General features: G+C 60.9%; 11 protein-coding genes. 5 read left to right on the top strand and 6 right to left on the bottom strand.

From position 1 onward, the window contains the following. Positions 1–21: 21 nt before the first annotated feature. Together M3I56_RS11695 and M3I56_RS11700 are read right to left on the bottom strand one after the other, a co-directional pair. Positions 22–792 (bottom strand): SDR family NAD(P)-dependent oxidoreductase, encoded by a 771-nt coding sequence (locus M3I56_RS11695; protein ID WP_375541715.1) that lies wholly within the window; start codon positions 790–792, stop codon positions 22–24. Beyond that, positions 789–1,703 carry a dioxygenase gene (locus tag M3I56_RS11700; RefSeq protein WP_254354042.1) on the bottom strand — a complete coding sequence of 305 codons (915 nt, stop codon included), beginning with the start codon at positions 1,701–1,703 and terminating at the stop codon, positions 789–791. Before M3I56_RS11700 ends, M3I56_RS11695 begins: the two co-directional genes overlap by 4 nt. Before the next feature lie 175 nt (positions 1,704–1,878). Between M3I56_RS11700 and M3I56_RS11705 the strand changes: the two genes are divergently transcribed. Continuing rightward, on the top strand, positions 1,879–2,874 hold the full coding sequence (locus M3I56_RS11705) for an ABC transporter substrate-binding protein (RefSeq protein ID WP_254354044.1): 996 nt from the start codon (positions 1,879–1,881) through the stop codon (positions 2,872–2,874). Between the two features lie 126 nt (positions 2,875–3,000). On the opposite strand, the gene M3I56_RS11710 is transcribed toward M3I56_RS11705, so the two are convergent. Next, positions 3,001–4,098 carry a LacI family DNA-binding transcriptional regulator gene (locus M3I56_RS11710; protein WP_254354046.1) on the bottom strand — a complete coding sequence of 366 codons (1,098 nt, stop codon included), beginning with the start codon at positions 4,096–4,098 and terminating at the stop codon, positions 3,001–3,003. A 573-nt stretch (positions 4,099–4,671) separates the two neighbouring features. On the opposite strand from M3I56_RS11710, the gene M3I56_RS11715 reads away from it, so the two are divergent. Beyond that, positions 4,672–5,910, top strand: coding sequence for a porin (locus M3I56_RS11715; RefSeq protein ID WP_254354048.1), 1,239 nt, complete (start codon positions 4,672–4,674; stop codon positions 5,908–5,910). Between the two features lie 44 nt (positions 5,911–5,954). Here the strand turns inward: M3I56_RS11715 and M3I56_RS11720 are convergent, their stop codons facing one another. The 3 genes from M3I56_RS11720 to M3I56_RS11730 all read right to left on the bottom strand — a co-directional run bounded on the left by M3I56_RS11720 (position 5,955) and on the right by M3I56_RS11730 (position 8,169). After that, positions 5,955–6,347, bottom strand: a complete 393-nt coding sequence (locus M3I56_RS11720; protein WP_254341916.1) for a RidA family protein — start codon at positions 6,345–6,347, stop codon at positions 5,955–5,957. Next, positions 6,344–6,931, bottom strand: a complete 588-nt coding sequence (locus tag M3I56_RS11725) for an NADPH-dependent FMN reductase (RefSeq protein WP_254341917.1) — start codon at positions 6,929–6,931, stop codon at positions 6,344–6,346. The genes M3I56_RS11720 and M3I56_RS11725 overlap by 4 nt, the downstream gene beginning before the upstream one ends. A gap of 68 nt (positions 6,932–6,999) precedes the next feature. Beyond that, entirely contained in the window at positions 7,000–8,169 is a 1,170-nt protein-coding gene (locus M3I56_RS11730) for an ABC transporter substrate-binding protein (protein WP_254354050.1), read from the bottom strand. Between the two features lie 487 nt (positions 8,170–8,656). Between M3I56_RS11730 and M3I56_RS11735 the strand changes: the two genes are divergently transcribed. The 3 genes from M3I56_RS11735 to M3I56_RS11745 all read left to right on the top strand — a co-directional run bounded on the left by M3I56_RS11735 (position 8,657) and on the right by M3I56_RS11745 (position 12,193). Further along, positions 8,657–10,204, top strand: coding sequence for an LVIVD repeat-containing protein (locus M3I56_RS11735; protein ID WP_254354052.1), 1,548 nt, complete (start codon positions 8,657–8,659; stop codon positions 10,202–10,204). Positions 10,205–10,404: 200 nt separating this feature from the next. Beyond that, entirely contained in the window at positions 10,405–11,649 is a 1,245-nt protein-coding gene (locus tag M3I56_RS11740) for an FAD-binding oxidoreductase (RefSeq protein ID WP_254354053.1), read from the top strand. An 85-nt stretch (positions 11,650–11,734) separates the two neighbouring features. Continuing rightward, positions 11,735–12,193 (top strand): hypothetical protein, encoded by a 459-nt coding sequence (locus M3I56_RS11745; RefSeq protein WP_254354055.1) that lies wholly within the window; start codon positions 11,735–11,737, stop codon positions 12,191–12,193. The last annotated feature ends 33 nt before the right edge of the window (positions 12,194–12,226 follow it).

Here is a 12,226-nt window from a genome sequence, read left to right on the forward strand (position 1 = left end):
ATTGCCTCTGCGCCGGTTCTACTAGTTCAGCCGCCGACCGCCGTCGACCACGAGAGTCGTGCCGGTGGCGAAGCTTAAGTGGGTCGCGCACGCTTCGATTGCGGCGGCAATATCGTCCGGTGTGCCGATCCGGCCGAGCGGCGTGGTGCTCGCGACTTTCTGGTTGAAATCGGCCCCACGGCCAGGCACGAAGGTCGTATCGACCACGCCCGGAGACACGTTCACGACGCGGATATGCGGCGCCAGTGCACGGCCGAGCGACGCCGCCATGAGGTCGAGCCCGGCTTTGGCGGCGCAGTAGGCGATATTGCTGCCCACACCCGTGGTGGCCGAAATGGACGACACGTTGACCACGAGACCATCGCCCGACGCGGCAAGAAGCTCCCTGAACGCGCGGATAGCGGCGAATTGCCCGCGCCAGTTGACCCTGAACATTTCATCGATCAACTCATCGGTCAGCGCGTCGAGGTCGGCGTGGTTCACCGGCTTGGTCAAGCCCGCCGTGTTCACCAGAATATCGGCCTTTGCATACCGGCCCCGAACGAGTTGCGTGAGCGTGGCCAAGGTCGCGCTATCGGCAATCGACGCGAGGGCTGCCATGTGCCCTTCGCCCGGGAGGTTTCGCGCGATCTCCTCGACGGCCTTGAGATCGGTGTTTCCCACCACGACGACGCGTGCGCCCGACGAGGCCAGCCGCCTCGCCGTCGCTTTTCCGATGCCGCCGCTGCCACCGATCACCACGGCGACGTTGCCTTCAAGAAGGTTGTTGGACATTTCGTCTCCCTCGATCATTTGATGGGCGGCGTCGGATACGTCGAAACGCCCTCTCCAAGAACGAAAACGCATTCCAGCGTGTAATAAGGCTCCTGAGTTTGCGGATGCGGCCCTGTGCCTGCCTCATGGCGTTCAAACTCGCCGACCAGATCGCGCGTCACGCCAAATACGACGTCTGAATCCAGATACTCCGCGTCGTCGGCGAAGATCTGCGAAATGAGCGTCGCGTAGCCCTGCGCTACGACAACGAAGTGAAGATGCGCCGGGCGATAGGGATGGCGCTTCTGAAGGCGCAAGAGATCGCCGACGGGACCCTGCGTCGGGACCGGATAGCCGGCTGGCCGCACGCTTCTGAATTTGACCGCGCCCTGCGCGTCGGTAAAGAAGTGCCCACGCAAATTCATCTCGGGCTGCTGCGGGTCCTGATTCTCGTAGAGGCCGACCGGCGACGCTTGCCACACCTCCACGCGCGCATTGCGTATCGGCTGGCGGTTCGTGTCGAGCACATGGCCACTCACGAACAGCGGGGGGCCCAAGGTCGTGCCCTGCACAATGGCGTGGCCTTGCTCGTAACGCGGTGAGCCCGCCCGATAAAACGGGCCGAGCAACGCGCCGCCGGTTCGCTCTTCATGTGCGGCATTGTTCAACACCTTCACCAGCGTCGAAAGCCCAAGCACATCGGCCAGCAGCACCACCTCGTTATGACTGTCCGTGCAGGTCAGCCCGACCCGCCTGATGAAGTCCAGTCCCCGCTCGAACTCGTCGTCGGTTAGCTTCACTTCGTTCAGGAACGCGTGGGCGTGCCTGACCACCGCATTCAGAATTCCTTTGAGCCGCGGATTCGCCGTCTTCTCCATCGCCGCAAGGACGACCGCCGTTGTCGAGGTTGCGTCAGTCACGATATTGCTCCACTGCACCGGTCTGTCCATGTTTCATCTCCTATGCAATCGATTGCATAATACCGCCGGAAACAGCCAGTGTCAAAGCGGATTCGCAGGATCCTCTTGAGCCGATGCCACGTGCATCTCGCATTTTTTGCCTAAATCGTGGGGATAAACACTGCTCACGCCCGGATCTTGACAAAAAAACCTGCCTCACCTTAATATGCAATCGATTGCAATAATCAAGGGGGTACGATTGCACGCCAGTTCTGCTACGCTAAAGATTCTCGGCTTTGAAGGTGCGTTCAACCTGCCGTTTTGGGTTGCGGAAGACCAGCACCTGTTCGAGAAATATGGCCTGAGCACGAGTTTCGAATACGTGAAAGGCTCGATCGACATGATCAACAGAATGAACGCGGGCGACGCGCATATTGCGTTGACCAGCGTGGACAACGTTTTTGCCTACACCGATGGTCATGGTGAAACGGCGAATGGCAGCGCGCCCGATCTGGTCGCGTTCATGGGCGGAGACCACGGCTTCCTTTCGCTCGTCGCGCGCCCGGGCCTGACGTCGGTGCGCGAGTTGAGAGGCAAGACGCTGGCCGTCGACGCCTTGACGACCGGCTTTGCCTTTGTCTTGCGCGAGATTCTGTTGCTCAACGACATTGCCGCCGATGGCGTCAAGTTCGATGCTGCCGGCGGCACTGGCAATCGATATCGTGCACTGGTAGCCGGCAAGCACGACGCAACCCTGGTGCGAACGCCGTTCGAACGGCTCGCCGAGCGGCAGGGATTCAGCACGCTGGCCACGGGCGCAGCGCTCTTTCCGGACTATCTCGGCACGGTCGGTGTGGTGCGCGAGTCATGGGCCAGCGCGAACCGGGCGCGGTTGATCGGCTTTATTCTTGCGTACCGGGAAGCATTGAACTGGATTTTCGACCCTGCCAATGCGGCGGCTTGCCGTGCATTGCTGCGCGCCCAGTTTCCGGAACTTTCCGACGCCGACGCGCTGGCCGTGCTCGACGACCTCGTTCACCCCACACACGGTTTGATCCGGGATATGGAAATTGAAGACGCCGGGCTCGCCCTGGTCATGCGCATTCGGGATGCACACGCGACGGCGCGGGCCACTCGGGCGCGCAGGCCTTGCGTCGACCGGCGGTATCTCGACGAAGCGCGCGCGTCCACGGCATGGGCACCCGCGCTGGATGTTCAATGAAGCTGGCCGGTGGCACTACAGGGGCTGGCAGCGGCGCCGGTCCCTGATGCGATTCCTCACAACCCGGGGTTCACGCTGTTTTCAGCGCCAGCCGTCCAGCGCCTGGATCTAATTCGAAATGGACAGCTATTTTTTTCTCGACGCAGAAGCCTTCGCCGGCTTCCGTGCGGCCCCCTTGCGGGGCGCCGCCGTCGAGCCACGCACGATGAGCTTCGGCGGCAATACCACGTTGCGGGCCGGATGATCGATCGTTTCGATGGCTTGTTGTAGCAGGTCCGCAGCCTGACGCCCCATCTCCTTGTGACTGATGCGGATCGTCGTCAGCGGCGGCTCGACCAGGTCGACAAGCGGCATGTCGTTATGCCCGACGACTGAAATATCTCGAGGACAATTCAATCCGGATTCGCGGATGGCATCGTACGCACCGAGGGCCAGCAAGTCATTCGCGGCGACGATTGCGGTGATATCCGGCCGCGCCCTCAATAGCCGCCGTGCCACTGCTGCCCCCTGTTCGCGCGTATAGGTATCGGCGAACTCGCAGGGGGCCGCGGCGGCATCGAGACCATTGGCGGATATGGCGTGGATAAAGCCGCGATGCCGCAAATAACCGGTGGAATGTTCGCGCGGTCCGCCAAGATGGGCGATGTGGCTGTGCCCCAGTTCGACCAGGTGGTCAACTGCGAGCTGTGCGCCGAGCAGCTCGTCCGACACCACCCCGGATAGCCTCGTGTCCTTCTCTGCACGATTGACCAGCACGCTCGGGACGCCCCGCTCGATACAGAACGACACCAGCGGATCGTCGCGGCTCGCCGTCGCCAGAATGAGCCCGTCCACGCGCCGGGCGATCAATCCCTGGGCCAGATCGAGCTGCTTGTTGCTGTCGCTTCCGACATAGGCAACGATAACGGAATAGCCATGCTCGGAAAGACGCTCGGTCGCCCCGGTCAGAATCGGCGTGAAAACATTGGTTGCGATATCCGGAACCAGAATGCCGACAAGCTTGGAGCGACCGGTTCGAAGGCTGGCCGCAACCGGGTCGAGCCGGTATCCCAGTTCCTCGGCCGCCTTCATGACGCGTGCGACCGACTCGGGCACCACCATCGAGCGCGTCTCTGGATTGAAGGCGCGCGAGACTGTCGAAACGTGCACACCAGCCCGCTCCGCGACCTGCTTCATCGTCACAGTTCGCCGGTTATTGCCTGCTTGAGACGTGTTTGTTTTCACGACAGCTCTACCTTTTCGCTTTTGACATAGAAGGTCTCGATCAATTTCGACCTCACCGTGGCCAACGACTTCAGAACGGCACGCGCCTCCCCGAACGGATCGCTCGTGTCACGGCCAAGGCTACATTATAAATAGGTCGATACAAATTTTCCGCAATCGATTGTGATAATCGGCGTACGAAAACGCATCGGCATACCGCCCCGTTCGATCAGTACCGCCGTTTGCAGTCACGATCGCGTCAGGGCCTGATATAGCGAGCACCCAGGCTACATGCCTTGATCGTCGCACTCCAGGCCAATTCGCACCATGACGCCCATGCCCTTTTGCCTGGCCCTCGCCAAAAAGAGCTTGACGCGCAAATATCGTCACCTTATTTTGCAATCGATTGCATGAACTCTCACTAACGGTCTATTGCTCACGAGGCGTTGCGACCTGGACAAGTAGCGCAATCACGTAGTCGACCGTCTGAGCCGTCGCTTTACGTGAATCAGGCTTGCGGTCGGCATAAAAAATATCGATTGGCCCGACTTCGCCCATCAAGACGCGTTGCGTGCCGGCTAAAGGAGATAGGTCATGAAGAAGATGCTTGTTGCGGTTGCGGGAACGTGTGCACTCACGGGCGTCGCGCGCGCTCAAAGCAGCGTCACGCTATATGGCTTGATTGACGCAGGCGTGAATTACACCACCAGTGTGCAAACTTCGCGGGCCACTAACGGCTCCCCCCGCGGCGGCTCGCAATTCGCCATGCTCGACGGCGGCCTGGGTGGACTGAGCGGCAGCCGGTGGGGATTGAAGGGTGTAGAGGACCTGGGGGGCGGTTGGAAAGCGCTGTTTCAGGTCGAATCGGGCCTGAACTTCAACAATGGTACGCTCGGCCAGGGCGGCGCGATGTTCGGCCGCCAGGCCTTTGTAGGGCTTTCCGGTAGTCCCGGCACCTTGACGTTCGGCCGCCAGTACGACTCCGTGCGTGACTTCGTACAGAGTTACACTGCCACCGCCCAGTTGGGCGGCGTCATAGGAGCCCGCCCCGACGATCTGGACAATCTGGCCAACTCGCGGCGTGTGAACAACGCCATCAAATACACGAGCCCGAAGTTCAATGGCCTCACGTTTGGCGGCTTGTACAGCATGGGAGGCATCGCGGGTGCGCCCGGGCGCAATCAGCTATGGTCACTGGGGCTGAACTACGAGAATGGCGCATTTGCTTTCGGCGGCGCCTACCTGAACGCGCGTAATCCGAACTTCTCGTATTTCGGCACCAACCCGAATGCATCGGCGAGCGTCACGAGCAACAATATGGGATCGGCCGGAAGTCCCGCGTCGCCACAATACAATCCAGTCTATGCCGGCTTCGCATCGGCCCACACCATGGAGATCTTCGGCGCGGCCACGACGTATAACATCGGCAATTTCACGCTGGGCGTGAACTATACCTATACCCGCTTCGACAATCTCGGCGATACGGAAACCTCCGGTCCGAACCCCTACCACTACAGCGGCGAGGCAATATTCAGCAGTCCGGAAGTTAATATTCAATATCAGGTCAACCCGGCACTGCGGCTAGGCGCCTCCTATAACTACACTCACCTGAGCCGGGCCAACTACGACAACGGCGCTACGTACAACCAGTATTCGGCGGGCGCCAGCTATGCGCTGTCCAAGGCCACCGTCATCTACGGCGTTGCGGTCTACCAGAGCGCCAGCGGTACGGACTCCCTGAACCAGCCTGCGGTGGCCTCGCTGGACGGGCTTACCCCCTCCGCAACCAGCCACCAGGCATCATTCCGGTTGGGCTTGAGGCACTACTTCTAAGTTTGCGAACCGGGGCGGTCCTGTGCCGCCCCGTCTTGCTGCAATCAGTCAAGCACCGCAATGCCCTGGACTTCCACCAGCATTTCCGGTTTCGCAAGGCCTGCTACGGTAATCAACGCACTGGCGGGAAAATTGTCAGCGAAGATTTCCTTGCGCAGTTGCGTGAACGTATCGCCAAAGCGTGCGTCGGTGATGGAGACTGTCATGGTGACCAGATTCGTCAATGTGCCGCCGGCCTGCTCCAGTGTGGCTCCGATCAGCGCAAATATCTCGCGCACCTGCCCTTCGAAATTTCCCGCCAGCGAACGCCCTTCACAATCGGCCACCACGGTCTGACCGGCCAGCCACACAATGCGGCCGCCTTGCGTAATGACCGCTGGCGAGTAGGCGCGCGCCTGCGCGTTGTCGCGTTTGATATAGCTTCGTTGATGCGTCATGCTTCTACCTCCGTGAATTGATCTGCTTGAGTCAGGCGTTCGATCCAGTCGCCGAATCGAGCCATGAAACCGGTCAGCACCTCGCGCGTTTGCGCATCGGTCAACTGGCCTTGTGCGTCAAAACGTGTCCAGGTTTGCGTGACCAGGACCTCCGGCTTATTGAGCGTCAACATGTCGAGCGCCTGACAAACCTGCCTCAGATGAGCCTGCGCGCGCGCCGTCCCCAAACCCGCACCAGCGCCGACGATTGCCGCCGGCTTGCCCGCGAGCGCGGATGCGCCGGGAGGACGTGAAAGCCAATCCAGGGCATTTTTCAGTACGCCGGAAAACGAAAAATTATACTCAGGCGTGGCTAGCAGCACGGCGTCGGCGCGGCGGATTTTTTCGCTCAGCGTAACGACGGCGACTGGCATGCCGGCCTTCTCGACGTCTTCGTTGTAGAACGGCAGATCGCCCAGGCCAACGATCTCCAGCGTCATGCCTTCTGGAGCGACCTCCTGGGCGGCACGCAGGAGCGCGGTGTTCGTCGAGGCTTTGCGCAAGCTGCCCGACAAGGCAATGACATAGATTGTTTTTCGGTTCATGAATCCCGCCTCGCTTTGAAAAAATTTGGGGGTGTCTGGGTATTGGTCTGCCGCAGCCTCGCGGCTGCTTACTTCATCGAGCACTCGTCGACCAGGCGATTGCGATAATTGACCTTGATTTTCGAATGGGTTGCAAAATCGACACCTGCTGCATCCTTGACGACATCGACTCGATAAAAATCGACGCGGCCAAACTGATTGGTATCGAATTTGAAATTGCCTCGCACCGACTCGAATTCCGACGACTTGATCGCGGCACGTAACGCGTTCTTGTCCGTCACGTTGCCGCCCACCTTGCGCAGCGCGACGTCGAGCAATTGCGCGGCGTCGTACGATGCCGCCGCATACATCGACGGTGCGCGACGGTACTTCTGTTTGAACGCTGCAACAAATTGCTTGTTCTGCGCATTGTCCAGATCGGGCGAGTACGCGGACGCGGTAATTGCCCCCACTGCCGCCTCCTGAAGCGCCGGCAGCGTCGTGCCGTCCACCGTGGCCACGGAAACCAGCGGCAGCTTGCCCATGAGGCCCGCCTGGCGATACTGCTTCACAAAATTGACCCCCTGGCTGCCCGGATAGAAAACATAGACCGCATCGGGGTTGGCAGCTTGCAGTTGCGCGATTTCAGCCGAAAAATCGAGCTGGTTCAGCGGCGTATAGACTTCGTCGACCAGTGGTTGCTTGTACGTGTGCTTGAAACCCTGAATTGCGTCGCGTCCGGCCTGATAGTTCGGCGCCATGACATAGACACGCTTGTAGCCCAGTACTTGCATCAGGTTGCCGCCTGACTCGTTGATCTGGTTCATCGTGCCCGAGGAGACGGAGAACATGAGCGGTGCGCAATCCTTGCCGGCTAGCGGCGCAGGACTTGCGTTCGAGCTGATGAGCACGACGCCGGCAGCTGTGACCGGCTTGGCCACGGCCATCATGACGTTGCCGAAAGTCATGCCGGTAATGATGGAGACCTTGTCTTCCTCGATCAGCTTGCGTGCCGCCTGCACGCCGATGTCCGGTCTCAGTTCGTCATCGGCCTTGATGACCTGAACCGGCACGCCGCCGAGCTTGTTGCCCTTTTGCGCCATGGCGAGCATGAACGCGTCGTATTGATCCTGTCCGAGCGCGCCGCCGGGGCCCGATAGCGTGCCGAGAAAGCCAATCTTCACTTGTGCGCCCGCATTCGCAGCGCAAAACACGGCGCCGAGCAACGCCAGCTTGGTACACGTCGTTCGCAATTTCATGACCACAGTTGTCTCCAGGTAAGTGCTCGTTGATCGATCGTTGTCGACATCCCGGCATTCTCACGCGCCGGGTTCCGTCTGGCGCCCGCAAGACATGAAGGCAGGCGCGATCGTGTACCGCACCGCATACCGCCGCCACGCCGGAAAATGCAATCGATTGCATGCTATCCATCAGCGAAAATCGCGTCAAGCATTTGTTAGCCATGTGCATCGCGCGTACCATGGCCGCCCACCCGGCCAAGCCCGGGAAAACCCGAATCACAGGCTTGACGGATATAAATTCGGGGCACCCAACGCTCACTCGGATTGGGGAAACGCCAGTTTGGGGCGGTTCGTTCAGTCGAATTGAAGTTCATGAAACTATTTGACAGACGCAGTTTGAATATCGATAATGCAATCGATTGCAGAACCAAACACTTCCGTACTTTGATGCCCCGGCGCGTCGTGCACCGCGGAGATCGACAAGCCCTATGGAGGAGGCAGCAACATGTCTGAACCGGCTCATGTTCGAGGCACCAACGAACCGTCGCACGCGTCACTGTCCAGCTATGGCATTGACGCGGCGACCGGAGAATTCATTCACCCGCAAGCCGCTCCTTTCTATCCGCATGCGCGCCCCGTCGCGGATAGCCTCGACTATCTCGAGAATCGCCAGTACTGCCGCAACATGACCGTCGAAGCCCATTGGCCCATCGTGGTCAGCCCGTCGGTCTGCTGGCAACAGATCATCGACTGGGCCGGCCGGCGCTATATGTACAACTACTTCAAGACTCGCCTGAACATCTATGACATCACCGACCCGCGTGAACTGAAGGTGCTGGTGGACAAAACGTTTTCCGGCGGCGAATCGTTCGGAGCGTCCACCATCGCGTTCAACGCGAAGCTCGGCAAGTGGATCATGCTGCAGTCGGTCGAGGTGCCGCGCGGGCTCGGCGCGATGGGCGACGGTGGCAAATATGCAGAACCGGAGCGCGTCGCCGGTCTGATGGCCAAGCCGATGTTTCGGGGTTTTCGCGTCTTCGAACTGACGAGCCCGACCGAGTGGCATCTGCTCGCGGAAGTCAGCACCGATGCGTTGCATCCGCACGGCCGCGTGCAGCAAGGCTCCGGCGCGCTGGATGTGCCGACTTATCACGGGGGCCGGTACGCGTTTATCGCCGCGGCGCCGGACAACACCTTCGTTAATCAGGAATACCCGAATTACGTCTATTCTCCGGCACACTTGATTTATGACCTGGAGGATCCGTGCAATCCGCGGCTCGTCTCCACGTGGTGGGTGCCGGGCCAGCGCCTCGGCGAGGATCGCGCCTACCGGGCCCTGCGCCAGTACGGCAACCATACGTCGTGGCTCGGCGCACGCATGCCGATTGCCGTCAACCCGCCGCTCGAACAGGGTGGCCGTTACGGCTACACGGTCATGGGCGGCCTGGGCTTTCACGTCGTCGACCTTGCGGACCCCGCCAATCCGGTTACCGCAGGCAGCCTCGATCTGCCGTTGAACGTGGGCGGCGTGGAGGGGGACAACGTCGACGCTTCGCGCGCCCACGATCTGGGGATCGTACTGGTCAACGGCTATCCGATGAATGAAGACGGGTACGAGCCGTACAAGGACATCTTCGTAATCGACGTCAAAGACCCGGCCCATCCAACCCTCGTCGGCGTGCTGCCGCGGCCCGTGCCGCCCGCTGACGCGCCTTACACGGACTTCGTGCTACGCCGCGGCAAGTTCGGCCCCAAGCGTCCCGGCTATTACTTTCAGCCCGGAGCCGCCCACTCGGGCATCGCCATTTACCCATTCATGAACGCCGGCATTCAGGTGTTCGATATTCGCGATCCGTCGCACGCCACCATCGCCGCGTACTTCGTGCCGCGCATGACGGGAGATTTTGCCAATACCCACTCATACGCCACGCCGATGGAAAACGTGTTCATCGAATGGGACCGCAAGCTCATCTGGGCCTTCGGCAACACGGGCATTTATCTGCTCACCACGCCGGCGCTGGGTGAACCGCATTTTGGAGCACCGCGAAACTAAAAGCCGTACCGCAGATATCTGGCACTACCCCCAATTTCTGAATTGCGTCCACGCACGCATCGCATCGAGGGATAAAAATGAACAGCAGAGTTGTTAAGGCAATCGAACAGATCACCCACCGCCCGCTGCATCTGGCAGGCAGCGAGGCGTTTCGCGAGGCAACGCGCCTGTACGGCTTTTCCGCCGCGCCCGCACACCCGGTGCCGCTTGGCGTGATCCGCTGTGAAAACACCCGGGACGTCGTGGCTGCCATCAAGGCGTCGCGCTCGGTTGGCGTGCCGTTGTCGGTGCGTGGCGGTGGCCACAATGCCTTCGGCTTCGCGTTGTGTCAGGACGGTATCGTGCTCGACATGCGCCAGATGCAGGAGGTGCAGGTCGACCCGGCGCGTCAAGTGACGCGCTGCGGCCCGGGCACGACCTGGGGTGTCTATGACGCGGCTACCCAGTTGCATGGCCTGGCAAGCCCCGGAGGCGTCGTCTCTTCAACCGGCGTGGCCGGCCTCACGCTAGGCGGCGGCATTGGCGCGCTGCGCGGCCTGTTCGGCCTGGCTTGCGACAATCTGCGTTCCGCCGAGGTGGTGCTGGCCGACGGCAGCGTCGTCACAGCCGACTCGACCCGCGAGCCGGATCTGTTCTGGGGGCTGCATGGCGGGGCGAGCAATTTCGGCATCGTCACATCGTTCGAATTCAACGTCCATCCGGTCGGCACCAAGACCGTTACCGGGCCTATCTACTTCGCGTTCGACGAGGCCGTGCGGGTGCTGGCCAATTTCCGCCGCATTGCGCCGGAGCTGCCCGACGCCTGCGCCATCGAGTTCAATTTCGGCCGCAACAAGGAAGGCCGCACGCAACTGGGCATCATGGTGCGCTTCATGGGCGACATGGCGGCCGCGGAACCGACGCTCAAGCAGATTCGCGCCTGTGGTCACCCGATTGCCGACATGGCGGTCGAACTACCCTACTGCCAGGCGCAGCGCCTGTTGGACCCGAAGGCGCCCTGGGACGATCGTCACTACTGGAAGACCCAGACGCTCAACGGCATGCACGACGAAGTCGTGGAAGCCGTGGTTCACTTCGTTGAAACCAGCCCCTCGCCGCTGGGCAAGATCGTGATCGAACGGCTGGCCGGCCAGATTTGCCGCATCGACACGGACAGCGCGGCCATCAATTTCCGCCATGCCCCCTATAACGCGATGATCGTGGGGGAATGGAAGGACATCGTCGACGACGAGGTCAACCACGATTGGGTCAAACGCTTCGCAGCGGCACTGGCGCCATTCAACGCTGGCGGCGCCTATACCAACTACATGGCGTCCGACACCACCAACGCCGACATTCGCGCGGCGTTCGGCGAAAAGAAATATCAGCGGCTGCAGCGCATCAAGGCGACCTACGATCCGGAGAACTACTTCGATCGTAACCAGAACATCAAGCCCGCACGGTAATGCCGGAGGCCGGCGGCCCTGTCCCGCCGGCGCTGCCACCTTCAGGAAGGATTTCGTGATGCGAACGCCAGCTGTGGACCGGCTCGTGGCCCTTGGCATGTGCGTCGTGTTGAACGCGTGCGCGACGCCGCAAGCGCGCCAGCACGATGCCGTACTGGCCTGGGTGTCGGGCGAGATGCAATCCGGACCGTTTCCGTCGAATCAGTTCACTGTTGCCGATCCTCATCAACTAACGGGGTTGAGGATCAACCTGCCGATGCCCGACTGTAGCAAGCGTCCCGACGATTGCCACGATACGGCCATTCTCAACCAGCTCGATGGCTTCAACCTGCGTCCCATGCTGAGCTTGCCATTTGACGGCGCAATCGACCCGGCCAGTGTCACGTCGGCAACGCTGTACTTTGCGGCACTGACATCGGGTGGCGAACTTGCCGATGCACCGCCAATCGCATCGATCAGGTCGTTTGGTCGCCCAACGCGCACACGCTGTCCGTACGCCCCGTGTCCACGCTCGACGCCTATGCCGGCGTCGCAGGCTTACTGACTCTTGCGCCATGAACAACCATGAACGATTGCG

Origin of the sequence: Paraburkholderia sp. CNPSo 3281 (assembly GCF_024206515.1) — a bacterium.
Classification (GTDB): domain Bacteria; phylum Pseudomonadota; class Gammaproteobacteria; order Burkholderiales; family Burkholderiaceae; genus Paraburkholderia; species Paraburkholderia nodosa.

Bases quoted from the DNA above. Each gene is read 5' to 3' on its own strand.
- M3I56_RS11695 (WP_375541715.1), bottom strand. From the start codon at position 792: ATGATCGAGGGAGACGAAATGTCCAACAACCTTCTTGAAGGCAACGTC.
- M3I56_RS11700 (WP_254354042.1), bottom strand. From the start codon at position 1,703: ATGGACAGACCGGTGCAGTGGAGCAATATCGTGACTGACGCAACCTCG.
- M3I56_RS11705 (WP_254354044.1), top strand. From the start codon at position 1,879: ATGCAATCGATTGCAATAATCAAGGGGGTACGATTGCACGCCAGTTCT.
- M3I56_RS11715 (WP_254354048.1), top strand. From the start codon at position 4,672: ATGAAGAAGATGCTTGTTGCGGTTGCGGGAACGTGTGCACTCACGGGC.
- M3I56_RS11720 (WP_254341916.1), bottom strand. From the start codon at position 6,347: ATGACGCATCAACGAAGCTATATCAAACGCGACAACGCGCAGGCGCGC.
- M3I56_RS11725 (WP_254341917.1), bottom strand. From the start codon at position 6,931: ATGAACCGAAAAACAATCTATGTCATTGCCTTGTCGGGCAGCTTGCGC.
- M3I56_RS11730 (WP_254354050.1), bottom strand. From the start codon at position 8,169: ATGAAATTGCGAACGACGTGTACCAAGCTGGCGTTGCTCGGCGCCGTG.
- M3I56_RS11735 (WP_254354052.1), top strand. From the start codon at position 8,657: ATGTCTGAACCGGCTCATGTTCGAGGCACCAACGAACCGTCGCACGCG.